This window comes from Cupriavidus sp. L7L, assembly GCF_004353535.1.
In the GTDB taxonomy this organism is placed as follows: Bacteria; Pseudomonadota; Gammaproteobacteria; order Burkholderiales; family Burkholderiaceae; genus Cupriavidus; species Cupriavidus oxalaticus_A.
In genome coordinates, this window is sequence record NZ_SMNY01000010.1 from 314,859 (window position 1) to 340,745 (window position 25,887).

14 protein-coding genes and 1 pseudogene are annotated in these 25,887 nt (G+C 70.3%); 4 read left to right on the forward strand and 11 right to left on the reverse strand.

From position 1 onward, the window contains the following. Positions 1-30: 30 nt before the first annotated feature. The 3 genes from E1J61_RS13155 to E1J61_RS13165 all read left to right on the forward strand — a co-directional run bounded on the left by E1J61_RS13155 (position 31) and on the right by E1J61_RS13165 (position 2,172). Positions 31-384 carry an endonuclease gene (locus E1J61_RS13155; protein WP_133094489.1) on the forward strand — a complete coding sequence of 118 codons (354 nt, stop codon included), beginning with the start codon at positions 31-33 and terminating at the stop codon, positions 382-384. 111 nt (positions 385-495) lie between these two features. Further along, the gene (locus E1J61_RS13160) at positions 496-1,389 is read left to right on the forward strand and encodes an endonuclease/exonuclease/phosphatase family protein (RefSeq protein ID WP_133094490.1); all 894 of its coding nucleotides are present in this window, start codon (positions 496-498) and stop codon (positions 1,387-1,389) included. A 42-nt stretch (positions 1,390-1,431) separates the two neighbouring features. Beyond that, positions 1,432-2,172 (forward strand): BON domain-containing protein, encoded by a 741-nt coding sequence (locus E1J61_RS13165; RefSeq protein ID WP_133094491.1) that lies wholly within the window; start codon positions 1,432-1,434, stop codon positions 2,170-2,172. A gap of 64 nt (positions 2,173-2,236) precedes the next feature. Here E1J61_RS13165 and E1J61_RS13170 read toward each other — a convergent pair whose 3' ends face one another. The 3 genes from E1J61_RS13170 to E1J61_RS13180 are packed head-to-tail and all read right to left on the reverse strand — an operon-like array spanning position 2,237 to position 3,319. After that, complete coding sequence (locus tag E1J61_RS13170) at positions 2,237-2,626, reverse strand: hypothetical protein (protein ID WP_133094492.1); 390 nt, start codon at positions 2,624-2,626, stop codon at positions 2,237-2,239. Positions 2,627-2,678: 52 nt separating this feature from the next. Continuing rightward, positions 2,679-2,912: a hypothetical protein gene (locus E1J61_RS13175; RefSeq protein ID WP_133094493.1), complete on the reverse strand. Its 234-nt coding sequence runs from the start codon at positions 2,910-2,912 to the stop codon at positions 2,679-2,681. A 35-nt stretch (positions 2,913-2,947) separates the two neighbouring features. Continuing rightward, positions 2,948-3,319 (reverse strand): BON domain-containing protein, encoded by a 372-nt coding sequence (locus tag E1J61_RS13180; RefSeq protein ID WP_133094494.1) that lies wholly within the window; start codon positions 3,317-3,319, stop codon positions 2,948-2,950. 490 nt (positions 3,320-3,809) lie between these two features. Between E1J61_RS13180 and E1J61_RS13185 the strand changes: the two are divergent. Next, positions 3,810-4,337 (forward strand): annotated as a pseudogene (locus E1J61_RS13185) (malto-oligosyltrehalose synthase); the annotation flags it as partial. Positions 4,338-4,516: 179 nt separating this feature from the next. On the opposite strand, the gene treY reads toward E1J61_RS13185, so the two are convergent. From treY to E1J61_RS13225, 8 genes are all read right to left on the reverse strand, one after another. Then, on the reverse strand, positions 4,517-7,189 hold the full coding sequence (gene treY, locus E1J61_RS13190) for a malto-oligosyltrehalose synthase (protein WP_133094495.1): 2,673 nt from the start codon (positions 7,187-7,189) through the stop codon (positions 4,517-4,519). After that, entirely contained in the window at positions 7,189-9,186 is a 1,998-nt protein-coding gene (treZ, locus tag E1J61_RS13195) for a malto-oligosyltrehalose trehalohydrolase (protein WP_133094496.1), read from the reverse strand. The genes treY and treZ overlap by 1 nt, the downstream gene beginning before the upstream one ends. 239 nt (positions 9,187-9,425) lie before the next feature. Then, entirely contained in the window at positions 9,426-11,969 is a 2,544-nt protein-coding gene (locus E1J61_RS13200; RefSeq protein ID WP_133094497.1) for a glycogen/starch/alpha-glucan phosphorylase, read from the reverse strand. Between the two features lie 104 nt (positions 11,970-12,073). Next, positions 12,074-14,326, reverse strand: a complete 2,253-nt coding sequence (gene malQ / locus E1J61_RS13205; RefSeq protein ID WP_133094498.1) for a 4-alpha-glucanotransferase — start codon at positions 14,324-14,326, stop codon at positions 12,074-12,076. After that, positions 14,323-16,563: a glycogen debranching protein GlgX gene (gene glgX, locus E1J61_RS13210; RefSeq protein ID WP_133094499.1), complete on the reverse strand. Its 2,241-nt coding sequence runs from the start codon at positions 16,561-16,563 to the stop codon at positions 14,323-14,325. Before glgX ends, malQ begins: the two co-directional genes overlap by 4 nt. Further along, positions 16,560-18,848 (reverse strand): 1,4-alpha-glucan branching protein GlgB, encoded by a 2,289-nt coding sequence (gene glgB / locus E1J61_RS13215; RefSeq protein WP_133094500.1) that lies wholly within the window; start codon positions 18,846-18,848, stop codon positions 16,560-16,562. The genes glgX and glgB overlap by 4 nt, the downstream gene beginning before the upstream one ends. After that, positions 18,845-22,207, reverse strand: a complete 3,363-nt coding sequence (treS, locus tag E1J61_RS13220; RefSeq protein ID WP_133094501.1) for a maltose alpha-D-glucosyltransferase — start codon at positions 22,205-22,207, stop codon at positions 18,845-18,847. Before treS ends, glgB begins: the two co-directional genes overlap by 4 nt. Positions 22,208-22,227: 20 nt before the next feature. Further along, the gene (locus E1J61_RS13225) at positions 22,228-25,644 is read right to left on the reverse strand and encodes an alpha-1,4-glucan--maltose-1-phosphate maltosyltransferase (RefSeq protein ID WP_133094502.1); all 3,417 of its coding nucleotides are present in this window, start codon (positions 25,642-25,644) and stop codon (positions 22,228-22,230) included. Between the last annotated feature and the right edge of the window lie 243 nt (positions 25,645-25,887).

Genomic DNA, 25,887 nt, shown 5'->3' on the forward strand with positions numbered 1-25,887 from the left:
GCGCACATCGCGCCCTGAACGGAGGTAACCATGAAGCATATCCGACCCAGCCGGCTCCTCGCCGCCATCGCGCTCGCCGCCGCTGCGATTCCCGCCATGGCGCAGATGACGCCTGGCACGCCGCGCGGCACCTATGATCCTTATTCGCAGGGCGCACGCAGCACCGACAAGTTCGATCCATACACGCAGGGCGCCAACGCTCCCACGCGCCAGGACCTCGCGCCCGCGCCCGAGGCCCAGCCTTCTACCGTGCCGGCGCAACCTGGCATGACCACCGCGCCTGTGCAGCGCACGGCTGATCCGTACATGGAAGGCACGCGCTGGGTCAGCCCGGAACTGGGCCGCCGCCTTGGCCCGCGCAGCCAGTTCCTGGACGGTGCCTGATGTTGATCGCCTGACTGCGATTTTCGCAACGGCCGCTAGCCAGGTGCGCGGCATCATGCCGCGCCGGCAGCGGCCTTTCCAGCCTTTCCAGCGGGGAAGGCGCGCGGCAAAATGCGAATGCAACCGGACTTACCGCCTCTTGTAATTCCTGCGCAAGCGCACGGACTCCACAGCGCGCAAGCGGCCAACGACCAGTTCAGCGTGCCGGATGCCAGCCAGGCGCTGAACTGCGGACCCACTCGGTCCGCCGGGCTCGCGCGCATGACGGTGGTCAGCTACAACATCCATCGCGCCGTCGGTACCGACCGCCGTTACCGGCCCGACCGGATCGCCGCGGTGCTGGAAGAACTGGGCGCCGATATCGTCGCGCTGCAGGAAGTCGAGTCGGGCAGCAGCAACGACCACACGCTCGAATACCTGGCCGGGCACACCGGCATGCACGTGGTGTCGGGCTTTACCCGCGTGCGCGGCAATGCGGATTTCGGCAATGCGCTGCTGACGCGCTTTGCGCCGCAGGCGGTCAACCAGATCGACCTCACGGTGAAGGGCTGCGAGGCGCGCGGCGCGATCGACGTCACGCTTGCCTGTACCGCATCGGGGCACGCCAGCGCGCTGCGCGTCATTGCCACGCACCTGGGCCTGCGCCCCGGCGAACGGCGCCACCAGGTGCAGCAATTGCTGAACTACGTGGCCGCGGCGCCGCCGTTGCCCACCATCCTGCTGGGCGACGTCAACGAGTGGTTCTTGTGGGGGCGCCCGCTGCGCTGGCTGCACGCGTATTTCGAACATACCCCGCACACGGCGACGTTTCCTTCGCGCATGCCGATATTCGCGCTGGACCGGATCTGGGTCTCGCCGCGCGCGCACCTGGTCTCGGTGGCCAGCCACCGCTCGCCGCTGGCGCGCGTTGCCTCGGACCACCTGCCGTTGCTGGCCTGCTTCGAAGTGCCGTTGGCAGAAGCACCTTCGGCCGCCGCGGGCCCGGAGATCCGTGCCGAAGCATAGGCAAACAGAGGCCAAGCATCCGGCAAACATAGGAGCACGACGATGAGACAGAGCGACGACAACTACCTGCGCAGGCGCCCCGACAAGCAATATGGCGGCAACGAACAGGGCTACAGCGGCATTCCGGCCGAGTCGCGCAACCGGCGCCAGCGAGAACTCAGCGGCGGCCGCTATGGCAATGCCGCGGAGCGTCTTCCCCGCGACCAGACCCAGGACGTAACGCCAGGCGACGAAGAGTGGTATGGACTGTACGTCGAGGAATGGCGCTGGCCGGCCGAGCGTACTTATGCCAGCCGTGGCGGCGACGACGCCCGCTACGAGGACGAATGGTCGCGGCGTAGTCCGGCGGGCGCGGGCCGAGGCCGCTACCAGCGCAATGAGCGCGATGGCGGCCATGGCGGCTATGGCGAGCCAGAGCGCTATGGCTATCGGCGCTGGCAGGACGAGCGCTATGAGCGCGAGGCGCGCGGCTATGGCGACATTGGCGACCTTGGCGACGAGTGGGACGCCCCCACGCAGCGCCGTCCCGCCGGCCCACGCAACTACCGGCGCGACGACGACCGCATCCACGACGATGTCTGCAACCGGCTGGCGCGCGATGACGAACTCGATGTCAGCGATGTCGAAGTCCGCGTGCAGGAGGGCGTGGTGACGCTGGAAGGCAAGGTCAACGACCGCCGCACCAAGTACGATATCGAGGACATTGCGGAGCGCGTGTTCGGCGTGCAGGACGTGATCAACCACATCCGCGTGCAGCGCTACGGGTTGCTGGCTTCCGAGTAGGGGCGGGGGAGAGCTCGGGAGAATGGCAAGGGCGGCAAGGCCGCCCTTTTTTCTGCCCTGCGCTTCAGTCCTTGTTGACCCGGGGCGGGTTCGGCGGGTGCTCTTCGCGGTCGTCGGTACGGTCGGCCTTGTCGACCGGCACCTCGGCCGGCAGGCCTTCGGCCGCGCGCACCACTTCGTCGGCAATCTCTTCTTCCGGGATTTCGTCTTCCGGCGGCATGTGCGCGTCTTCGTCGCGCTGCTCGATCTCGCTCTCGATGTCGCTGGGCTCTTGCTCGAGATCAGGGTCCAGCGTGCTCGGGATATTGCCGGCCTGCGCCCGCGCGGCGCCCGTCGCGGTCTTGTCGCGCGGGCGGCCGCCGCCGGCGGAAGCTTGCGCGCCGTCGCGCCGCGTGCCGCTGGTGCTGCCGACACGGTCCCTGTGGCGGGCGCCGGTACGTACGGTCTTGCTCATGCTTTCTCCTTTAGTCTCTCCTGTGCGGTCCGGTGTGGCTTCCCGGCAGCCGTCAGGTGTTCTCCACCGGGGGTTCGCTTTCCTCCGGATTGCCGCTGCGGCGCCTGACCGAAGGCGGCACGCCGTTCTCGTCGGGAATGTCGTGCTCGCGCTCGACGTCGTGGCGGCGGTCGCGTCCCGGCTTGCCGCGCTCATGCTCGGTGTCGGGCCCGCCCTTGTGCGGGTCCGGCCGCGGCTCGCTGCGGCGCCGGGTGGTGTCATGGTCGGGTTGGCGATGGGTGCTCATGGTGTCTCCAGGGGCAATTTCACGTATCTGCGTCGTCAGTCCGTACCGGCACGCAGTTCGTCGGATACCGCGGTCACGCCGCGCACCGAGCGCGCCAGTTCCATGGCCATGACGCGCTGCTTGTCGTCCCGCACCGAGCCTTCAAGCTTGACGACGCCGTCCATGGTGGACACGCGGATCTTCGCCGGGTCCAGCGTGCGGGCGTTCGCCAGGCGCGCACGGACTTCCGACGTAATGGCACGGTCGCTGGCGATTTCGGTGTCGCGCGGCGCGGCGGTGCGGCCCGTCGAGGATGGAGCCGCTGGCGCATCGGCGGGTGCGGCTGGCGCCGCCGGCGCAACTGCCATAATCAGTACCGCCAGCGGCAGCGCCAGGCGGCGAATGCGGGAGCGAGTACGTAATTTCATGGCGATCCTCCTGTACGGCGCACCGTACTGCATGAGCGGCGGGCTGCGCAACGTTGCCCGCACCTGCCCCAAAGACCTGCAAGCTCCGTTCCCGCCGGCCGTAAGGGCTGGTTGTGCGCGTTGCGCCGCAGCGTGGCGGACCATGCGGCGGCGTTTCGCCGACGGCGCGCGCCGTACTTTTTACAGTAGCTGCAGAAAGTGCATGCGTCCCACTGGCGGGCGTAAATGGTGCCGTCGGGGTGGTGCCGTCGGGGCCGCCCGCGGCGGAGGCACCGCGACAGGTGGCGCGCCGCTTGCGTGGTGCCGTGTGCTTGTGTGCGGACCTGTCTATAGTGAAAGCAATGCTGGCCAGAACTGGCGTACGGCATGTGCCGCCGAGCACAACCCGCCACGCCGGCCCCACGCCGCGGCAGTCCCGTTTGCCGCATGCCGACGGGCCCATCAGCGCAGCCGGCCGGGGGGAGCGGCACATCCTGTTGCGAGGGTAGAAATGAATTTCGCCAGCATCCTGTCCACCGTCGTCCTGGCCTCTTCGGTGTCGGTCTCCTCGGCGCCGGTCGAACGCCAGCTGCTCGCGATCACTCCGCTGGACTTCGCCCAGCGCTTCAATACAGTCGCGCAGGATACGGGCTCGGGGTTGACGCTCCCCAGTTTCAAGATCAAGCCCGGCTGGCACCGCGCCGCGCCCAGTTCCGGCGTCTCGGTGCTGGTGCGTGCCAGCCATTCCGGCTATGCGCTGGATGAAGTGGTGGTGGTCTGCCGCGAAGTCGAGCGCTGCTTCCTGACCATCTGCACTGCGGCACTTGCGATCGACGACAGCGTCAACCCGATGCTGCTGCAGCGCTTTATCGTGGCGCGCATTGCCACCGAACTGGGCGAAGTGGGGCTGGTCATGTCCGGCCTTGCCTATATCGTGGTGACGCCGAAGGAAGACGACTACGTCGCCGTCGTGATCCGGCCCTACCTGCCGCAGGACCGCAGTGCCTCGCCCAGCCAGGCCCAGCGCGATCCGTCCGCCGGGGCCGAGCCCTTCCATCATGGCCAGGCGGTCCCGCATGAGCCGCACGGGCTGCAGCGTCCGCATGGACCGAAGGAACTGCCAGGACCCTATGCGGCGCCGGGCGCCCCGCGCCCGCCGCTGACCCCGCTCGCTTCGCGAGCCCCGATTCCGCAATTGCCGCGCTTGTGACGCGCGCGTCAGGGCTCGCGCAGCAGCAGTGCTACCGGCAGCCCGCCCAGCACGTCGCGCAGGCGCAGGCGCCCGGCGGGCGCATCGAGCCGGTGACCCGTCAGTGCGTCGATCCAGCGGCCGGGCTGCGGCGCGCCAAGGTTCAGCGTGGTGTCGCCCCAGCACGCCGGCGGAATGCGCGGCACGGCCGGGTCGACCCGCGCCGCCGACAGCCGCGTGACCACGGTGATGGCCTGGCGCGAGTCGATGCTGCGCGCAAACGCCAGCACCTGCTGCGCCAGCGCGCCCTGCGCGGCCAGCATGCTGTACTGGCCGTCGGCAAACAGCGCGGGGTCGGCGGCGCGTGCCGCGAGCACATGGCGCACCAGCTGCTGCTTGAGCCTGCCGTCGTGCCAGTGTGCCAGCCAGTGCGCCCAGCCCGCGCCGCACGCCAGCCGTGCCTGCAGCCGGACGTAGTCCGGCGCGCGGCGGTTGTCCGGATCGACCAGGCTCAGGTCCCAGCCTTCGGTGCCCTGGTAGCGGTCGGGAATGCCGGGGGCGGTCAGCTGCACCAGCACCTGCGCCAGGCTGTTCACGGCGCCGGCGGTGGCAATGCGCCCGGCGAAGCGGCCGATCTGCGCCAGCACGCCCTGCGGCCACGCCGCCGCGATCCCGCGCAGGAAGGCCTCGCATGCCGCTTCGTATTCGGCATCGGGGCAGGTCCAGTTGCCGTGGCGCTTGGCTTCGCGGATGGCCTTGACCTGCCAAGCGGAAATCCGTGCGAGCAAGGCTTCGGGTACCGGCGCCCCGTCGCCGGAATGGTCTATCGGATCCATCGGCCATGCCCCGACCAGCGCCTGGTACAGCATCAGCCGGTCGGCCGCGTCGGGCGCGCGCGGCAGCGTGGCCACCAGTGACGCGCAGTCGCGCTCCCACGCGGCAACCGCGTCGGCGAAAGTGCCCGGCAGCTCGCTGAGCACGGCCAGCCGCATGCGCGCGTCCTCGCCGCGCTTGTGGTCATGCGTCGCTGTGGCCAGCATCGCATGCGGGCCGGCCAGCCGGCGCGCAGCCATGCGGGCGTGGAACTGCGCCGGCGGCATGGCCAGTTGCGCCGGGTCGCTGCCCACCTCGTTGCGCGACAGCAGCCGGCCATAACGGTAGAACGCGGTGTCCTCGCCCGCCTTGGCCGCCAGCGCCGGCATCAGCTGCTGCAGGCGGCGGCGCAGCACGCCGGTGTCGCTGTCCGGTGCCGCCTGCGTGCGCAGGCAGCCGGCGATGAATGCCAGCGCCACCACCTCGTCCGGCGCCAGGCTTCCGCGCGCGGACTGCAGGGCCTGATCGACCATGGCGTCATCGGCATGCGCGGCGGCGGCGTCGCGCGCCGACGGCTGCGCGTCGTAGTAGCTGCGGTAGACCTGCACGGCCGCCATCAGCGCCATCAGCGCATGCCGCAGGGCCGCCAGCGTGAGGTCGCGCGTGCCCGGCTCGCGCTGTGCGCTGGCGTGCAGGCGCGCGGTCACGCCCGCGCATTCGGTGACGAGGTGCCGCCGCAGCACCAGGCAACGGGCCTCGCGCACGTGCGCGGCGTACGGGCGCGCGTCGCCGCTGGTCATCGCCCACAGCGCGGTCAGCGCGGCTTCGCCTGCCTCGTCGTGCAGCACCGCGGCCACGTCGTCCATGAAGTCGTAGCCCGTGGTGCCATCCACCTGCCAGTCCGGCGGCAGCCGCTCGCCGCTGCCAAGGATCTTCTCGACCACGAGCCACGGGCGCTGCAGCGCCAGCAATGGCGGTCGCGCCGCGGCGTGCCGGTCGAGCTCCGCGCGCAGCCGGCGGCAGTAGCCGGCGGGATCGGCCAGTCCGTCGACGTGATCCACGCGCACGCCGTCGATCCAGCCTTCGCGCAGCAGGCGGAAGACCAGTGCATGGACCGCGTCAAAGACCTGCGGGTCTTCCTCGCGCACGCCCACCAGGTCGCTGATCTCGAAAAAGCGGCGCCAGTTCAGCGAGGCGGCCGCGGTGCGCCACCAGGCCAGCCGGTAGTGCTGGCGTTCCAGCAGCGCGTGCAGCCGGGTGCGTCCGGCGGGCTGGGTGGTGTCGTACCAGTTGGCGTTGGCGGTGGCTTCCGCGTCAAGGCTGTCCGGCGCCAGCGGCAGCACATGGTCGAAGTAGCGTACGTGGGCTGGCCGTTCGCCGCTGGCCGGCACCCACCGCAGCTCGCCGGCGACGACCGTGTCCCAGTACGACTGCCCCAGGATCGGCAGCAGGACCTTGCCATGCAGCGCCGGGTCGCACGGCGTCCAGTCGATATCGAAGCAGCCGGCATTGGGGCTGGCGCGTCCGTGCGCCAGCACGTCACGCCACCAGCCGTTGTGGGTGCAGTCCGCCGCCATGTGGTTGGGCACGATATCGGCGATAAGGCCGAGGCCGGCACTGCGCGCGCGCGCCGCCAGCGCCTTCAGGCCCGCCTCGCCGCCCAGTTCCGCGCGCACGCGGGTGAAGTCGGTGACGTCGTAGCCGTGCGTGGAGCCGGGCCTGGCCTCGCAGACCGGCGACAGGTACAGGTGGCTGACCCCAAGCGCGGCGTAGTAGTCGACCACGCCGGCGGCATCGGCGAAGGTGAAGCCAGGATGCAGCTGCAGCCGGGCGGTGGCGCGCGGCAGGCCGCGCGCGGGTGCCGGCGCGGTGGCTGCCGCGTCAGGCATTACCTTGGGCGCGCCGCGGCGGGCTCGCACAGGGTGGCGACGCAGGCCAGCGGCGGCAGCATGCCGGCGGACAGTTCCGCGGCGGCGCCCGGTGCGCTCTCGTGCAGCGCCGTGCGCTGGTCGCGGCAGGAGCGGCTGGCGGGCACCGCTTCGTCGCCCAGGTTCAGCCACAGGCTCAGCTCCATGCCGTCCACCAGCCGCCAGCGCGCGCACAGCGCCGCGGGGCCGAGGATATCGACGCCGGCAGACTGGCAGCCCGGCAGCCGGTGCAGCAGTTCGCGCCGCCGGATCGACAGCAGTTCGCGGTAGTAGGGGGCCCAGTCGGCGTCGTCCGCCAGTGACGGCCGCGACGCTTCAAATGTGGCCGGGTCGTTGGGGTCGGGGATGGCGGCGGCACGCGCCTCGTCGCCGAAGGCCGCGCTGGCGGCGAATTCGCGGCGGCGGCCCTCGCGCACGGCCCTGGCCAACTCCGGCGGATGGCTGGTGAAGTAGAAGAATGGCTGCCGCGCGCCGGTCTCTTCGCCCATGAACACCAACGGCACCTGCGGGCAAAGCAGCTGCAGCGCCACCGCGGCGCGCAGCGCACGCGGGTCGGCCAGGCTGGCCAGCCGTTCGCCGAAGGCGCGGTTGCCGGCCTGGTCGTGGTTCTGCAGAAAGCTGACGAAAGCGGTAGGCGGCAAATGCGCGCTGGGCTGGCCGCGGCACACGGCGGCGCTGGCGACGGCGGCGGTGTCGCCGCCGGAACGGTGCTGCGACGGCTCGCCCTGGTAGGCGAAGCCTTCGGCCAGTACGCGTGCGAGGTGGCGCAGCGCGGGTTGGCGATGCTCGCGTGCATCGACCGCAGCGACAGTGCCGGCGGGCATGGCGTAGTCGCGATAGTAGCCGTCGTCCTCGCCGGTCAGCAGCACATGCAGCGCATGGTGGGCGTCATCGTTCCATTGCGCGTCGAAGCCCTGCGCCAGCAGCGCGGCGTCGTTGTCGTCGTTCTCCAGCACCAGGTGCAGGTGGCGGTCGCCGCCGGCGCCATCGGTCAGCATGCTGCGTACTTCGCCAGGCAGCGCCGCGAGCCAGCCTTCGTCCTCGATGGCGTGGACCGCATCGAGCCGCAGTCCGTCAAAGCGGAACTGTTCCAGCCAGTAGCGCGCATTCTCGGTGAAGAAGCGCCGTACCTGCGGGCGCCGGAAATCGATGGCGGGGCCCCACGGGGTCCGCCGGTCGGCGCGGAAGAAGGCGCTGGCATAGCGGTGCAGGTAGTTGCCCTCAGGCCCGAAGTGGTTGTAGACCACGTCCAGCAGCACCATCAGGCCGAGCGCGTGCGCCCGGTCGACCAGCGCGCGCAGCTCGTCCGGCGTGCCATAGCCGGACTCCGGCGCGAACGGCAGCACGCCGTCATAGCCCCAGTTGCGTCCGCCGGGAAACTCGGCCACCGGCATCAGCTCGATGGCGGTGAAGCCCAGCGCGGCCAGCCGTGGCAATTGCTGCGCGGCGCCCGCAAAGCCGCCGCACAGGCCAACGTGCATTTCGTAGATGATGGCTTCATGCCACGGCCGGCCGCGCCAGTCGGGGCAGGTCCAGGCGTACGAGGCACCGGCGTCGCGCGCCGGCACGATGCTCGGGCCGTGCACGTCGTCTGCCTGCCAGCGCGAGGCCGGGTCGGGCACCGTGGTGCCGTCGTCGAGCCGGAACCAGTAACGCGCGCCCTCGCAGCACGGCACGATCGCCTCGAACCAGCCGTTGGGCCCTGCCGCCATATGGACCGGTCCCAGGCCCGCGATCTCCAGCCGCACGGGATGGCCTTGCTCGGCCGCGTCGGGCGCCCACAGGCGGAAGCGCACGCGTCCGTCGGGCAGCCAGGCCGGTCCGAACAGGTAGTCCTGCGCATGTTCGTCGTTGGAGGAGAAGGCCCGTGAAGAAGGCGCGGCAAAGCAGTCGAGCGGGGCCAGGCTGGGCAGGGCGGACCTGGCACCCGGGGCCAGTGGAAACGGGTTCGCGTTCAAGTTCGGCTCCTGCCATCGATTGGCTTCTGGGTGTGCGGACTGGAAGTTGCCTTGCGGCGGCCCTAGCGCAATGCGAACTCCATGCCAGCAGAACGGCGCTTTTGCGGTGCGGCGCGCGGGCAGGCGGGCGGCCGGGCCGAAAGCTTTGTTACAAGGGCGATTGTAGAAAGTACTGCCCGGCATGCGGCGCCCCGCGCATGCGATACCGCACACTGCGCGCGCGTCTTGCGCCTGCATGGCTATGCCGCGCGCGGCCCCTGGGCACCCGGATCAACCTGCCACGGCGCGCCGCTGGCACGGTGCAGCAGCCGCACCGGTACCGGCCCGACGTTCCAGATGCGCTCGCAGTATTCGCGGATGGCACGGTCCGACGAAAAACGGCCCGAACGCGCGCACGACAGTACCGACATGCGTTGCCAGCGATCCGGGTCGGCGTAGGCGTCGGAGACGATCTGCTGGCATTCGACATAGGAAGCGAAGTCCGCCAGCAGCAGGTAGGGATCGTGCCCCGCCTGCGGATCGAACAGCGGGCGGAACAGCGCCGGATCGCCGCGCGAGAAGAATCCCTGCTGCACCAGGTCGATCACCGCGCGCAGTTGCGGGTCGCCGTGATAGTAGGCGGCCGGGTCGTAGCCGCTCGCGCGCAGCGCATAGACGTCGGGCGCGGTCAGGCCGAACGGGAAAAAGTTGTCGTTGCCGACGGCCTCGCGCAGTTCGATATTGGCGCCATCCATGGTGCCGATGTTGAGCGCGCCGTTCATCGCGAACTTCATGTTGCCGGTGCCGGAGGCTTCCTTGCCCGCCAGCGAGATCTGCTCGGACAGGTCCGCAGCCGGGTAGATGCGCTGGCCGAAGGTGACGTTGAAGTTGGGCAGGAACACCACCTTGAGCCGGTCGCGCACCTGCGGGTCGCGGTTGATCACGTCGGCGACCGAGGTGATGAAGCGGATCATCAGCTTGGCGTATTCGTAGCCCGGCGCGGCCTTGCCGCCGAACAGGAAGGTGCGCGGCTGGATCTCGGCGTGCGCGTCGGACTTGATGCGGTGGTACAGCGCGATCACGTGCAGCACCGCCAGGTGCTGGCGCTTGTATTCGTGGATGCGCTTGACCATCACATCGAACATCGACGACGGGTCCACCACCACGCCGGTGGTGTCGCGGATCAGCTGCGCCAGGTCTTCCTTGTTGGCGCGGCGCATCGCCTGCCATTGCCGGCGGAAGCCGGCGTCGTCGGCATAGGGCTCGAGCACGCGGATGCGTTCGAGGTGGGAGATCCAGCCATCGCCGATCGCATCCGTGACCAGCCGCGTCAGCCTCGGGTTGGACAGCGCAAGCCAGCGCCGCGGCGTGACGCCGTTGGTGATGCTGGTGAATTTCTCCGGCCACATCGCGTAGAAATCCTTGAGCACGTCCTCGCGCATCAGCCGCGAGTGCAGCTCGGCCACGCCGTTGATGGCATGGCTGCCGACGCACGCCAGGTTGGCCATGCGCACATTGCGCTCGCCGTGCTCGTCGATCAGCGACAGCCGCGACAGCCGCGATTCGTCGCCGTAGAAGCGGATGCGCACCTCGTCCAGGAAGCGCGCGTTGATCTCCAGGATGATTTCCAGGTGGCGCGGCAGCACGCGTTGGAACAGCGGCAGCGGCCAGCGCTCCAGCGCCTCGGGCAGCAGCGTGTGGTTGGTGTAGGCGAAGGCACGCTGGGTGATGTCCCAGGCCTGGTTCCATGGCAGGTCGTTCTCGTCGACCAGCAGCCGCATCAGTTCCGCGATGCCTACCGCCGGGTGCGTGTCGTTCAGCTGCACCGCGAACTTCTCGTGGAAGCGCGTCACCGGGATGCCGTCGACGGCCAGCAGCCGCAGCATGTCCTGCAGCGAGCAGGCGACAAAGAAGTACTGCTGCTCCAGCCGCAACTCCTTGCCCTGCGCGGTTTCGTCGTTGGGGTAGAGCACCTTGGTCAGGTTCTCCGACGTCACCTTCTTGCTCACCGCGCCGAGGTAGTCGCCGCGGTTGAAGGTATGGAAGTCGAAGGCCTCGGTGGCATCGGCGCGCCACAGCCGCAGCGTGTTCACGGTATTGACGCGGTAGCCCAGGATCGGCGAATCGAAGGGCACGCCGGCAACGGTCTTGGCCGGCACCCAGCGCACGCGGTAGTGGCCGCGGTCGTCGGTGTAGTGCTCGGTGTGGCCGCCCAGGCGCACCTGCACCGCCCATTCGGAGCGCTGGATCTCCCACGGGTTGCCGTTGCGCAGCCAGGTATCGGTCTTCTCCACCTGCATGCCGTCCATGATGGTTTGCTGGAAAATGCCGTATTCGTAACGGATGCCGTAGCCCAGCGCCGGGATCTCCAGCGTCGCCAGCGAATCCATGAAGCACGCCGCCAGACGGCCCAGGCCGCCGTTGCCGAGGCCCGGCTCGACTTCCTGCTCCAGGATGCGGTCGAGGTCGAGCCCGGCCGCCGCCATGGCCTCGTGCACTTCGTCGAAGATGCCGAGGTTGATCAGGTTGTTGCCCAGGTGCGGGCCCATCAGGAACTCGGCCGACAGGTAGGCCACAGTGCGCGAAGGCTGGCCCAGGTAGGCTTCGGCGGTGCTGATCCAGCGCTGCACCAGGCGGTCGCGCACGGTATGCGCCGCGGCCTGGTAGAGGTCGTTCTGGCTGGCGTGGCCGGGCAGCTTGCCCTGGGTATGGAACACGTGGTCCAGGAACGCGCGGCGCAGGCTGGCGCCGGACAGGGCGGTACGGGTGTCGTCGGCGTGCTCGGGCCGGATCACTTCCTTCATGGCGGAACCTCCTGCGCATGCTGGTGGGTCAAGCTTAGCGGATGGGGGGAACGGTGCGCGCCCGGATCGCGGCGCGGGTGGGGTCGGCGCCACCTCCATGGTGGCTAGCCGCGCGGCGGCGGATGCAGGGTGCCGTGGCGGCCACTGCGAACCGCTTGCCGGATCGATTGCGCCCGGGCGCGCAGCGCCGGCATGTCGGCCAGCGCGCGTACGTCGGGGTCGAGCCGGCGCTGCCAGTTGGGATGGACGCTGGTGGTGCCGGGCAGGTTGGGCTGCTCGGCCTCGCCCAGCAGATCTTCCAGCGGCACCACGCGCAGCGCCGTGCGCGCGGTACCCAGCCAGGCCAGCACGGCATCCAGCGGCGCGTGCGCCGGACCGGGTTCCGGGCCGTGGCACAACCCGGCGTCGCTCAGCGCCCGCCACAGCGCGCTGCGCTCGCGGGCGCGGCCTGCCTGGGCCTGCGCCAGGGATTCGCCGGGCGCGAGCAGCTTCAGCCGGTCGCGCCAGTCAAGGTCGCGTCCGGCCCACCAGCCGGCGACGGTGGGCAGGTCGTGCGTGGACGTGGTGGCGATGGCTTCGGGCGGCCACTGCGCGGGCGGCTGGAACGGCGCGGGGTCTGCTTCGGTGGCCGGATCGGCCGCGGCCTCTGCCGCCTTCACTTCCTCGCGCTGGAACCACAGCACGTCGATGCCGAGCACGCCGCGCGCGGCCAGCGCCGCGTTCAGTTCGGGCGGGACCGTGCCGAGGTTCTCGCCGATGATGATGGCGCGGTGCCGCCAGGATTCCAGCGCCACCAGCCGCAGCAGGTCTTCGAGCGGGTAGCGCAGGTAGGCGCCGTCACTGGCGGATGCGCCCGCGGGCACCAGCCACATCCGCGCCAGGCCCAGCACGTGGTCGATGCGCAGCCCGCCGCAATGGGAAAGGTTGGCGCGCAGCATTTCCAGGAAGGCGGCATAGCCGTTCTGGCGCAGGCCGCGCGGCGTGAACACCGCCACGCCCCAGTCCTGGCCGAGCGGGTTGTACAGGTCCGGCGGCGCGCCGGCATGGAAGCCGGCCAGTATTTCCTGCTGGCGGGTCCAGGCCTGGCTGCCGCCCGGGTCGGCGCCGACCGCCAGGTCGCAGACCACGCCAACCGCCATGCCGGCGTCGCGCGCGGCGCGCTGCGCACGCGCCATGCCATCGGCGGCGAGCCATTGCAGGAAGGCGTGGTAGCCCACGTCGTCGGCGTGGTCGCGGGCAAAGGCCGCCACCGCGGCGTCGGCGGGCGAGCGCAGCGTGACCGGCCAGCAGCGCCAGTCCGGCGCCGATGCGTGGTTCATGCCATTGCTGGCCGTGGCCAGCCGCTGCGCCTGGATCGCTTCATAGCAGGCATGCGCATGCAGTGCCGTGCCGCCGCGGGCGCGGAAGGCGGCGCAGTCGTCCAGCGCCGCGCGTGGCAGCAGGGTCTCGCGCCGCTGCCAGAGCCAGTGCAGCACGGCATAGCGCAGCGGCGCCAGCACGATCCAGTCGATTTCCGTGAGCGCTTCCAGTGCCGCCAGTCGCTCGCCGATGCCGAGCGCCGCGATGGCCGCGTCCAGCGCTTGCTGGCCGAACACCGCGGCGGGATCGGCGTAGAGCGGGTTCAGGAACAGCCGGCTGGAGGGCGCATACGGGCTGTACCGCTGCGGCAGCGCGGCAAAGCCGGCGTGCAGCGGATTGATCGCGACCGCGTCGGCGTGCAGGGCGGCGGCGCTGGCGCAGCACCGGGCCAGCGCGGTCAGGTCGCCCATGCCGCAGTCGGCGCCGCGGCGCAGGCTGTAGAGCTGCACCGCCAGCCCCCAGGGGCGTGCGCCGGCGCCCGTGGCTGCACGGTTGGCGTGCCGTAGTGCGTCCGCCACGCCGTAGCAGCGCGCCGGTGCCACTGCCAGCACCGTTTGCGCATCGCCCAGTTCGAGCCGGTGGTAGCCGCAGACGTCGATCGGCGGCAGCAGCATGGTGCCGGCCGGATTGCCGTCTGCGTGCGCGCGCACGGCGGTGCCGCTCACGATGGCGCCATCTTCCAGCGTCAGCCGGTATGCGCGCTGCGGCAGCGTGTGCGGCCACGGCACCGCCACCGGCTGGCCGCGCTCGGCCGTGACCAGCGGCGGCAGCGTGTGGGCGGCGTCATCGGCCGCGAGCCAGGCGCGCGAGGCCTCGCACTGGCCGGGGGTGGCGCAGGGCAGGCCAAGGCCGTCCAGCACGCGCCGCAGCGCGTCGTCGGACACGATCCGGGGCTGGCTCCAGGCATCCGTCCAGTGCGGCTGCAGGTCGGCGCGCAGCGCCAGCTTCTGTAGTAGCGTTGGCGGCGGTGTTGCGCTGCGGTGCATGCGTCGGGTCATTCCTGTGTTTCCTGCGGCGCGCCCAGCGGCGGGCTTTCCTGGTGCGGGCTCTCGCGGCTGCGGGCCGGGGCAGCCAGCAGCACCAGCGAATGCCCCGGCACTACCTGGCTTTCGTCTACCGGATCGCCGGCAAGCTCGGACTCGGTGGCTTCCGGCCGGCTGCTGTCGAAGAGCAGGGTCCAGGCCAGCCTGGGCGCGGGCAGCGAAAACGACGCGTCGGCCTCACCGGCGTTGAGCAGCATCAGCGTCACCTGCACGGTGCGCGCATCGTCCTCGTCTCCCTCCTCTTCCGGCAGCGAGCCCAGTTGCGGGCGCTCGGGCTGCGGCGGCGAGGCGGCGCGGCGCAGCGCCAGCGTGCGGATTTCCGGGTCGGCCCATTCCTCGGGGGTGGGCGGATTGCCGTCGATATCGAACCAGGCAATGTCGGCGATGCCGGGCGCCGGTTCCTGGCGTCCGTGGGCGAAGCGGTCGCCGGTGAACGCGTGCAGCCGCCGGCGCAGCGCGAGCAGGCGTCGCACCATGTGCTGCAGCGGCTGCGCACCAGGCGTCTGGGCCTGCTTCCAGTCCAGCCACGAGATCTCGTTGTCCTGGCAGTAGGCGTTGTTGTTGCCGTGCTGGGTGCGGCCCCATTCGTCGCCGGCGGTCAGCATCGGCGTGCCTTGCGCGAGCAGCAGCGTGGCCATCAGGGCTTGCGCCACGCGGCTGCGGCGCTCCAGGATTTCGGGGTCGTCGGTCGGGCCTTCGACGCTGCCGTCCGGGCTCCAGTTGCCGCTGGCGTTGTCGTCGGTGCCGTCGCGGTTGTCTTCGCCGTTGGCCTCGTTGTGCTTGGCGCTGTAGCTGACCAGGTCGGCCAGCGTAAAGCCGTCGTGCGCGGTGATGAAGTTGACGCTGGCCCACGGGCGCCGGTGGCGCCAGTCGAACAGGTCGGCCGAGCCTGCCAGCCGCGCGGCCAGTTCGCCGCGCTTGCCGGCGTCGCCGCGCCAGAAGCGGCGCACCGCGTCGCGGAACTTGTCGTTCCACTCGGCAAAGCCGGGCGGGTGGTTGCCGAGCTGGTAGCCGCCGGGGCCCAGGTCCCACGGTTCCGAGATCAGCTTGACGCGGCTCAGCACCGGGTCCTGCATCAGCGCATCGAAGAAGCCCGAGCCCTGGTCGAAGCCGTTGCCTTCGCGCCCGAGCGTGCTGCCCAGGTCGAAACGGAAGCCGTCCACGTGGTAGCACTCCACCCAGTAGCGCAGCGAGTCCATCACCATCTGCAGCACGCGCGGGTGCGACAGGTTGAGCGTGTTGCCGCAGCCGGTGTCGTTGATGTAGTGGCGCCCGTCGCCCGGCATCAGGCGGTAGTAGCTGGCGTTGTCCAGGCCGCGCCACGATACCGTGGGTCCCAGCTCGTTGCCTTCGCACGTGTGGTTGTAGACCACGTCCAGGATCACTTCGATGCCGGCTGCATGCAGGCGCCGCATTGCCACCTTGCATTCCTGCAGCTGCCCGGTGCCCAGGTAGGCCGGTTCCGGCGCGAAGTACGCCATGGTGTTGTAGCCCCAGTAGTTGCGCAGCCCGCGCTCCAGCAGGAAGCGGTCCTGCAGGATCGCTTGCACCGGCAGCAGCTCCACGGTGGTGATGCCCATCTGCACCAGGTGGTCGATAAAGCGCGGGTCGCACAGCGAGGCGAAGGAGCCGCGCAGGTTGGGCAACAGGTCGTCGCGCAGCATCGACAGGCCGCGCAGGTGGGCTTCATAGATGACGGTGGCGGGCCACGGCACGGCGGGCGGGCGGTCGTCGCCCCAATGGAAGCTTTCGTCGATCACCACCGCCTTGGGCATGCTCTGGGCGCTGTCGCGGCGGTCCGGCGTCAGGTCGCCGCGCGCGCTCTGCAGGCGGTAGCCGAACAGCACGTCGGCCCAGCGCACCGGCCCGCTCAGCTGGCGCGCGTACGGGTCCAGCAGCAGCTTGTGCGGATTGAAGCGGTGCCCGTGCGCGGGATCGTAGGGGCCGTGCGCGCGGTAGCCATACAGCGTGCCGAGCGCGGCATTGGGCAGGTAGCCGTGCCAGATCTCGTCGGTGCATTCCGGCAGCGGCAGGCGCGCCAGTTCCTTGCGGCCGTTCTCGGAGAACAGGCACAGGTCGATGCGCGAAGCATGCGCCGAGAACACCGCGAAGTTAACCCCCAGCCCGTCCCAGTGGGCGCCCAGCGGGTACGGCTTGCCGGGCAGCAGCCGGTTCGCGAACGGTCGGGTCATGTCGTGGTGCCTGGCGCACCCGCAGTCGGCTCGAGCCGCAGCACGAGCGTGGCCAGCGGCGGCAGCGTCAGCGCCAGCGAGGCGGGCTGGCCGTGCGAGGGCACGTCCACGGCTGTCACCGTGCCGCCGTTGCCGACATTGCTGCCGCCATAGCACCCGGCGTCGGTGTTCAGGCATTCGTGCCAGGTGCCGGCAAAGGGTACGCCGACCCGGTAGCCCTGGCGCGGCACCGGCGTCATGTTGACCACCACCAGCACCACCTCGCGGCTGCCCGGCGCGGCGCGGCGCAGCCACGCGAACACGCTGTTGTGGTTGTCGTCGCCGACCACCCACTGGAAGCCCTCGGGGCTGTGGTCGAGCGCGTGCAGCGCCGGCAGCTCGCGGTAGAGCCGGTTCAGGTCGCGCACCAGCGTATGCATGCCGCGGTGCATGGGGTGGTCCAGCAGCGCCCAGTCGAGTTCGGCGTCGTGGTTCCACTCCTGCCACTGCGCCAGCTCGCTGCCCATGAACAGCAGCTTCTTGCCGGGATGGGTCCACATGAAGCCGTAGTAGGCGCGCAGGCCGGCAAAGCGCTGCCAGTGGTCGCCGGGCACCTTGCCCAGCATCGAGCCCTTGCCGTGCACGACCTCGTCGTGCGAGAGCGGCAGCACAAAGGCCTCGGACCACGCATAGACCAGCCCGAAGGTCATGTCCTGGTGATGCCAGGCGCGGTGTACCGGCTCATGCCCGAGGTAGCGCAGCGTGTCGTGCATCCAGCCCATGTTCCACTTGAAGTCGAAGCCCAGCCCGCCGCTGGCCACGCTGGCGGTGACGCCGGGCCACGCGGTCGATTCCTCCGCGATGGTCAGCGCACCGGGGCAGCGTTCATGGACCACGCTGTTGAGTTCGCGCAGGAACGCGACTGCCTCCAGGTTCTCGCGGCCGCCGTAGCGGTTCGGCACCCATTGCCCCGGCTCGCGGCTGTAGTCGCGGTAGAGCATGGAAGCGACCGCGTCGACGCGCAGCCCGTCGGCGTGGAAGTGCTCCAGCCAGTGCAGCGCGCCGGCCAGCAGGAAGCCGCGCACCTCGTTGCGGCCGAGGTTGTAGATCAGCGTGTTCCAGTCCTGGTGGAAGCCTTCGCGCGGATCCATGTGTTCGTAGAGCGCGGTGCCGTCGAAGCGCGCAAGCCCGTGCGGGTCGGTCGGGAAGTGCGCCGGCACCCAGTCCAGGATCACACCGATGCCGGCCTGGTGGCAGCGGTCGACAAAGGCGGCGAAGGCCTGCGGCGGTCCCAGCCGCGCGGTCGGCGCATACAGCGACAGCGGCTGGTAGCCCCACGAGCCGCCGAAGGGGTGTTCGGTGATGGGCAGCAGTTCGATATGCGTGAAGCCGAGCTCCTGCACGTACGGCACCAGCCTGTCGGCCAGGATGTCCCAGCCATGGCGGTTGTCGTTGGCGGCAAGCAGCCACGAGCCGGCATGGACTTCGTAGACCGACATCGGCAGGGCGTAGGGATCGGCGGCCTCGCGGCGCGCCATCCAGTCGCCGTCATGCCATTCGAACGGCGGCGCGCCCTTGCCCGGCGCGGTCACGACCGAGGCGGTCTGCGGCGGCGCTTCGGTGGCGAGCGCGAGCGGGTCGGCCTTGTCGGGCAGCTCGGTGCCGTGCGGGTCGAGCAGGTCGTACTTGTAGCGGCTGCCCGGCCCGGCGCCCAGCGCGGCCGGCACGAACAGCTCCCAGATGCCGCTGGGGTGGCGCAGCCGCATCGGATGGCGCGCCTGGTGCCAGCCGTTGAATTCGCCGATCACGGACACGCGCCGCGCGTTCGGCGCCCACACCGCGAAGCGCACGCCATCGATGCCGTCCACCCGCTGCCATTGCGCGCCCAGGCACTCGCCCAGCTCGAAATGGCGGCCCTCGGCGATCAGGTGCAGGTCCAGTTCGCCCAGCAGCAGGTCGAAGGCATAGGGGTCGGCGCTGCACTGCTCGGTGCCGTCCGGCCAGGTCACGCGGATGCGGTAGTCCGGCGCGGCGGCACGATGCGCGTTGCCGGGCAGGCGCGCGGCAAAAATGCCGCCGGGATGCAGCCGCTCCATCTCGGCGAGCGTGGCGCCGTCGGCGCCGGCAAGCTGCGCCGCCACGGCGCCGGGCAGGCAGGCGCGCACCAGCAGCCCGTCGCCGTCATGGTGGGGGCCCAGCACCGCGAACGGGTCGTGGTGGCGCGCGCCCAGCAGCGCATCGAGTTCGTGTCCCGGCAGCATGCCGGTGCGCGGAGCGCCGCGGGTTGTTGTTGTCGGGGCGGTCATGGCTGGGCTCCCGGCTGCCCCAGCAGCTTGCGCAGCAGGCGCGCCAGCCCGCTGACCGGCAGGTCGATCCACGCCACCCGGTTGGCGGCTTCGTAGTCGACCTCGTAGGCGGCGCGTTCGAGCAGGAACAGGTCCAGCAGCGGCTGCAGCTGAGCGGGGTCGACCCACGGTGCGGGCGAAGCTTCCATATGCTGGCGGTAGCATTGCAGGAAGGCCTCGTTGGCGGTGCTGCGGAAGCGCTCCAGCAGCAGCGCGCGGCGTTCGGCCAGCTGCGGCGGCAGCTCGGTATGGGTGCGTTCCTGGCGATCGGTGCCGACCGTGGCGGCGGCATAGTCGAGCGAGCGCAGCAGGCCGGCCACGTCGCGCAGCGGCGAGGTCTTGCGCCGGCGCCAGTCCAGCGTCCTGCCCGGCTCGCCCTCGAAATCGACCAGGTAGGTGTCGCTCTGCGCGATCAGCACCTGGCCCAGGTGGAAGTCGCCGTGGAAGCGCGTCTGCAGGCTGCCGGGCGCCGCCCTGGCCAGTTGCTCGACCAGCGCGGGCAGCTCGCCGCGCGCGGCCGTCAGGGTCTGCACATCGGCGTCGAACGTCTGCGGCACCGAGCCCTGTACGCTGTCGGCGCGCTGGTCGACCGTCGCCAGCGCGCGCTCCAGCGCCTGCAGCGCCTGCGCGGCCCAGTCGCGCGCGTCGGATTCCGTTGCGGGCACCGGCGCGAAAGCCTCGTCGTCGGTCGGGCGCGAAAGCACCGCATGCAGCTCGGCCAGCCGCCGCCCCAGCGTGCCCGCCATCGCGGCGTAGCCGTTCATGGCCTCGGCGAACTCGTCCTCGCTTTCCTTGGCCGGCAGCGCATCGTCGATGGCGCGGCCCAGGTAGTCCAGGGTCCAGTCCCAGCCGTTGCCCTGGTTCAGGATATAGCCCTGCATCAGCATCAGCGTATGCGGCACGCCGTCGGCGCCGGTGCGCACCACTTCGCCCAGCAGCGGCGCCGCATGCGCATAGCCCTGCGCGGTCAGGTAGCGCGTCATCTCGGCCTCGGGATGGATGCCGCCGGACAGCCGCCGCACCAGCTTGAGCACCGCGGTGCTGTTGTACGACAGCGAACTGTTCGACTGCTCGGCCGACATCCACTCGATCGGGTCGCGCTCCAGTTCCAGCGCCGCCAGGCCCGGTTCGGCGCGAAAGCGGATCCGGTCCGGCCCGGCCTGCAGCTCCACGCCTTTGCGCAGCGCCTGCACCACTTCGCGCGCGAACGGCTCGACCACGAAGCCGTCGGTGGCCAGCCCCACGCGGCTGCCCTGGCGCACGCGCGCCATCGACAGCCCGTGCGCCAGCTGCGACATGCCGTCGGGGCTCTCGCGGTCCCACAGGATGCCGACCGGCAGCTGGTAGCGCTCGGTGCGTCCGGGCAGTGCCACCTCGACTTCGCCGAGGTAGACATCCTCGCCGTTGCTGCCGCGCGTGAACGGCAGCAGGTACGCCATGCCGACGCGCTCGATGCGCTCGTGCTTGCCGCCGAACCAGCGGCGCCGGCTGATGTAGTGGGGCAGCACCTCGGTGGCCAGGGCGCGGCGCGACGCGTCGGTCAGTTCGGGGCGGCCGATGTTCTGCATCACAAGGGTGATCTGGTCCGGCATCTGCTCAGGCGCCTCCACATGCCATGACGGCGGCTGCGCCTCGTCGCTCAGTACGAACCAGTAGAAGCCATACGGCGGCAGCGTCAGCAGGTACGTCAGCGTGCCGATTGCGGGGAAGGGCGTGGCGCCCATCATCTCGACCGGCACGCGCCCGTTGAAGGTGGACAGGTCGAGCTCTACCGCCTGTGGCGCGCGCGACAGGTTGGCGACGCACAGGATGTGCTCGCCCTCGTACTCGCGCAGGTAGGCGAGGATCTTGCGGTTGCCGGGAAAGAGGAAGCGCAGCGTGCCGCGGCCAAACGCGCGATGCTTGCGCCGCAGCGCCAGCATGCGGCGCATCCAGTTGAGCAGCGAGTGCGGGTCGCGCGCCTGCGCCTCCACGTTGACGGCCTCGTAGCCGTACAGCGGCCCCTGCAGCGGCGGCAGCACCAGCCGCTCGGGGTCGGCATGCGAGAAGCCGCCGTTGCGGTCGGGCGACCACTGCATTGGCGTGCGCACGCCGTCGCGGTCGCCCAGGTGGATGTTGTCGCCCATGCCGATCTCGTCGCCGTAATAGATCACCGGCGTGCCCGGCATCGAGAACAGCAGGCTGTTCATCAGCTCGATGCGGCGCCGGTCGCGCTCCATCAGCGGCGCCAGCCGGCGGCGGATGCCCAGGTTGATGCGCGCGCGCCGGTCGGTGGCGTAGACCTCCCACAGGTAGTCGCGCTCGCTGCTGGTCACCATCTCGAGTGTAAGCTCGTCGTGGTTGCGCAGGAAGATTGCCCACTGGCAATTGGGCGGCACCTCCGGCGTCTGCCGCATGATGTCGGTGATCGGGAAGCGGTCTTCGCGCGCGATGGCCATGTACATGCGCGGCATCAGCGGGAAGTGGAAGCACATGTGGCATTCGTCGCCTTCCGGTTCGGGGCCGGTCAGGCCAAAGTACTGCTGCGCGTCTTCCGGCCACATATTGGCCTCCGCCAGCAGCATGCGGCCGCGAAAGTGCTCATCGAGATGCGCGCGGATGCTGCGGATGACGGCGTGGGTCTCGGGCAGGTTCTCGTTGCTGGTGCCCTCGCGCTCGACCAGGTATGGCACCGCATCTAGCCGCAGCCCGTCGATGCCCATGTCGAGCCAGAAGCGCATCACCGACAGCACTTCGTTGAGCACCTGCGGGTTGTCGAAGTTCAGGTCCGGCTGGTGCGAATAGAAACGGTGCCAGAAGTACGCGCCGGCGACGGGGTCCCAGCTCCAGTTGGACTTCTCGGTGTCGCAGAAGATGATGCGCGTGCCGGCGTAGGACTGGTCATGGTCGGACCAGACGTAGTACCTGCGCGCGGCCGAGCCGGGCTTGGCCTTGCGCGCGCGCTGGAACCACGGGTGCTGGTCGGAGGTGTGGTTGATGACCAGCTCCGTGATCACGCGCAGCCCGCGCGCATGGGCCGCGGTGACAAAGCGGCGCGCCTCGGCCAGCGTGCCGTAGTCGGGATGGACGTTGCGGTAGTCGGCGATGTCGTAGCCGTCGTCGCGGCGCGGCGACGGGTAGAACGGCAGCAGCCAGATGGTGTCGACGCCCAGGTTGACCAGGTAGTCGAGCTTGGCCAGCAATCCGGCGAAATCGCCCACGCCGTCGCCGTTGGCATCGAAGAACGACTTGATGTGCAGCTGGTAGATAACCGCGTCCTTGTACCAGAGCGGATCGGCATTGAGCAGCGCGGCGCTGGCGGTTTCGGTGAGGCGTTTCATCGTGTCTCCACGTATGCCGGTCAGGCGCCATGCGGATCATGCGATGCCGGCGCGGCGGCGGGGCGCGGCGCCGGCCGGTCCAGCGGGCGCACGTGCCATACCGCGAACGGCAGTTGCGCGGGGTCGAGGCGGATGCGCTGGTGCTTGCCCTGCAGCTCGAAGCGCTGGCCGCGCATCAGCTCGTGCACGGCCACGCGCGCATGGTCGGGCAGGCCCCACTCCCACAGCGGCAGCTCGATATCGGTGTCGTGCGCGTTGCGCGGGTCCAGGTTGACCGCTGCCAGCAGCACGTCGTCGCCGAACAGGTAGTCGGTACCCGGAACGAAGCGCGCGAACCACAGCACGGCATCGCTGCCGGCATGGTAGAAGCGCAGCCCCAGGTGGCTTTGCAGCGCGGGATGGCCGGCGCGGATCTCGTTCAGGCGCGAGATCTCGGCGACGATGTTGCCGCGCTGGTGCCAGTCACGGGCGCGCAGCTGGTATTTCTCGGAGTCGAGGTATTCCTCGCGCACCTTGCCGTCGAGCACGAACGGCGCGCTCTCGCACAGCTCGAAGCCGTTGTACATGCCCCATAGCCCCGACAGCAACGTGGCCAGCGCCGCGCGGATCAGGAACGCGGGGCGGCCGCCGTGGTGCAGGAAATAGGGATTGATGTCCGGCGTATTGACGAAGAAGTGCGGGCGGAAGAATTCGCGCAGCGGGCCCTGTGTCAGCTCGGTCAGGTACTCGGTCAGCTCCCACTTGGTATTGCGCCAGGTGAAGTAGGTGTACGACTGGCTGAAGCCCAGCTTGGCCAGCCGTGCCATCATCTTCGGCCGCGTGAAGGCCTCGGCCAGGAAGATGGTGTCGGGGTGGTGCGCGCGCACGTCGGCGATCATCCATTCCCAGAATGGCAGCGGCTTGGTGTGCGGGTTGTCGACGCGGAAGATGCGCACGCCGTGGTCGGCCCAGAGCATCACCACGTCGCGCAGCGCCTGCCACAGCGCGGCGCCGGCGGGCGGCGCGGCGTAGAAGTCGACGTTGACGATGTCCTCGTACTTCTTGGGCGGGTTCTCGGCGTAGCGCAGCGAGCCGTCGGGGCGGTGCGCGAACCATTCGGGATGGTCTTTCAGCCACGGGTGGTCGGGCGAGCACTGGATTGCGAAATCGAGCGCGATCTCCAGGCCGTTCGCCGCGGCGGCGTTGCACAGGCGGCGGAAGTCTTCGAACGTGCCCAGCTCGGGATGCAAGGCATCATGCCCGCCTTCCTCGCCGCCGATTGCATAGGGGCTGCCCGGTTCGCCGGGCTCGGCGCGCAGGCTGTTGTTGCGGCCCTTGCGGTGGGTGCGGCCGATGGGATGGATCGGCGTGAAGTAGAGCACATCGAAGCCCATCGCGCGGATTGCGGGCAGCCGCGCGATGACATCGTCGAAGGTGCCGTGGCGCTGCGCATCATTGCTTTGCGAGCGCGGGAACAGCTCGTACCAGCTGGCGTAGCGGGCGGCGAGGCGGTCGGCTTCCACCGGCAGCGCCACCGGGTGGCGCGAGGCGAACTGCCTGCCTGCCGGCGTGGCCATGTGGGCCTGCATGGCGGCAGCGGTGCGTGCGGACAGAAGGAGTTCCAGGCGTCGCTGGTCATCGCCCGCGGCGGCGGTCAGTTCGTCGACGATGGCGGACAGTTCGCTGTCCGGGGGAGGGGCCTCGCCATTCTTCCGGCCATTGCCTTTGCTTCGTTTGTTGCCGTTCTTGCCCTTTTTGCCTTCAGGCGGCAGCAGCGCGTCGGCAATCAGCCGGGCGCCTTCCTCGGTCTCCAGGCCGACGTTGAGGCCGGCCGCGCGCTTCTTGCCGATTTCATCGAGCCAGCTGGCATAGGGATCGCGCCAGGCTTCGACCGTGAACTCATGCCGGCCCAGCGCCACCAGCGGGAAGCTGCCTTGCCAGCGGTCGTTGACCACATGCCGCATGGGCGCTTCGTGCCAGTCGGTCTCGCCAGGCGCACGCCACAGCACCGCGGCGGCGAGCTTGTCGTGACCGTCCATCCAGATATCGGCGCTGACTTCCACGCGCTCGCCCACCACGCGCCGCACGGCGAAGCGGCCGTCGTCGCACGCGGGTTCGATATGCTCGATGGCGATGCGCGGCGATTCCATGGCGGCGACCACGCTGCCCAGCCCGGTTGCGGTGAGGGTCTCGTGCCCGTGCGGCGCGCGCGCGTCGGCGCGCGGCATGCCGGGCCGGGTCAGCGGCACCGGCGGCGCTTCAAACAACCGGATGTCGGCGGGTGCAAGCGTGATCGACCCCAGCGCATCGAGCCGGTTGCTGGCATCGAGCGTGCCGCCGGGTCCGCCCGGTGTGGCTTCGAGGTGGGCGCTGGCATGCGGCAGCGCGCTCAGCACGCGGTCGGCGCCGAGCGTGCCGGGCTTCATCGGGTCGGGATTGAGGACCACCGTCAACGCCGCGGCGTCATCCGGCTCGGCGAAGCCATTGCCCGTGGCGGGGTCCGCGCACAGGCCGTTCGGCGCTGGCAGCCTTGCCAGCACTGTCAGCGGTGCTTCCGGGCCGCTCAGCAGCCGCACCGCCAGCGCCGGCGCGGGGTCGCGCGAGGCGAGCCAGGTGGTCGCTTCGAGCAGTTCATGCGTGATGTCGTAGGGTGCCCCGTCGTGGCTGGCGCCATCCGGAGCGAGCGGGTCGCGCGCCAGCGTTCCGCCGGTTTCGAAGCCGGCCGGCACCAGGATGCCGTCGCCGATGGCGGCGGCGGTCCACAGCGCGCGGCGTGCGCTGAGCGCATCCTGGCTCGCAGGGGTCAGCGCCGGAGCCGCCAGCACGCGGCCGAAGCGGCGCAGCCGCGCGATTTCCTCGGTCAGCCAGGCGCTGCGGAAGTCCCACCACGGCAGCGAGCAGAAGGCGCCATCGAAGCCGGCGGGGGCGAGGTCGTCCAGTTGGGCGGGGGTCAGACCGGGCGTCCACGCCAGCAGCAGCGGCGTGCCGCGCGCTTCAGGCGGCGCGGCGTGGTTGCGCAGGGTGTCGGCCAGCGTTGCCCAATGCCTGCCGGGCACGCGCGCCGGCGCCCGGCAGCAGAAGCCGGCGGCGCCCGAGGCCCATGCCAGCCGCAGGCGCGCGGCCCACCATTGCACCAGGGCATCGGCCACTTGCGGGTCATGCCAGCGCAGGCGTGCGCCGGGAAGATGATTGTCGGTTTCGTGGGGGGCGAAGGCGGGGGCCGCGGTATCGATCCAGGCGGGATCGGGAGCGCCTTCCCCATCGGCGCTGTAGCGGTCCAGTGAGATGTCGAGCAGCGCCGCGAGCCCATGCCGGGCGCACGCCGCCAGCGTGTCAGTCCCCGACAGGTGCGGCCAGCCGCCGATCAGTACGTGGTCGAAGCCCAGCGCGGCCACGCGTTGCAAGGCGCGTTCGTCGGCATCCGGGGTTCCGGTCAGGTCGATCTGGCAGATCCGCACAAAATCCTCCCGGTTTCAGCTCCGGCGGAGCAACAATGACCCGCCCGGCGCCACACGGCCAGCCGGCGGGATGGCAAAGCCATGCGAAGTGCGTGCCAGCACGCCCGCTCGATAGAAGATATGCGGCGGGGCCCCGCCGCGCCAAAGGATTTTCCGGCGTAAGGCTAATGTGCGTCTGACGCTACCGCTTGTAAAAAGTACCGGGTACGTCATGACCAATGGCAAGAAAGTGGCCGCGCCGGC

Coding starts and splice junctions, on each gene's coding strand:
- treY (WP_133094495.1), bottom strand. CDS start 7,189: ATGCCTGACGCGGCAGCCACCGCGCCGGCACCCGCGCGCGGCCTGCCG.
- malQ (WP_133094498.1), bottom strand. CDS start 14,326: ATGACCCGACGCATGCACCGCAGCGCAACACCGCCGCCAACGCTACTA.
- E1J61_RS13165 (WP_133094491.1), top strand. CDS start 1,432: ATGAGACAGAGCGACGACAACTACCTGCGCAGGCGCCCCGACAAGCAA.
- treS (WP_133094501.1), bottom strand. CDS start 22,207: ATGAAACGCCTCACCGAAACCGCCAGCGCCGCGCTGCTCAATGCCGAT.
- glgX (WP_133094499.1), bottom strand. CDS start 16,563: ATGACCCGACCGTTCGCGAACCGGCTGCTGCCCGGCAAGCCGTACCCG.
- E1J61_RS13200 (WP_133094497.1), bottom strand. CDS start 11,969: ATGAAGGAAGTGATCCGGCCCGAGCACGCCGACGACACCCGTACCGCC.
- E1J61_RS13175 (WP_133094493.1), bottom strand. CDS start 2,912: ATGAGCACCCATCGCCAACCCGACCATGACACCACCCGGCGCCGCAGC.
- E1J61_RS13180 (WP_133094494.1), bottom strand. CDS start 3,319: ATGAAATTACGTACTCGCTCCCGCATTCGCCGCCTGGCGCTGCCGCTG.
- E1J61_RS13170 (WP_133094492.1), bottom strand. CDS start 2,626: ATGAGCAAGACCGTACGTACCGGCGCCCGCCACAGGGACCGTGTCGGC.
- glgB (WP_133094500.1), bottom strand. CDS start 18,848: ATGACCGCCCCGACAACAACAACCCGCGGCGCTCCGCGCACCGGCATG.
- E1J61_RS13160 (WP_133094490.1), top strand. CDS start 496: ATGCGAATGCAACCGGACTTACCGCCTCTTGTAATTCCTGCGCAAGCG.
- E1J61_RS13155 (WP_133094489.1), top strand. CDS start 31: ATGAAGCATATCCGACCCAGCCGGCTCCTCGCCGCCATCGCGCTCGCC.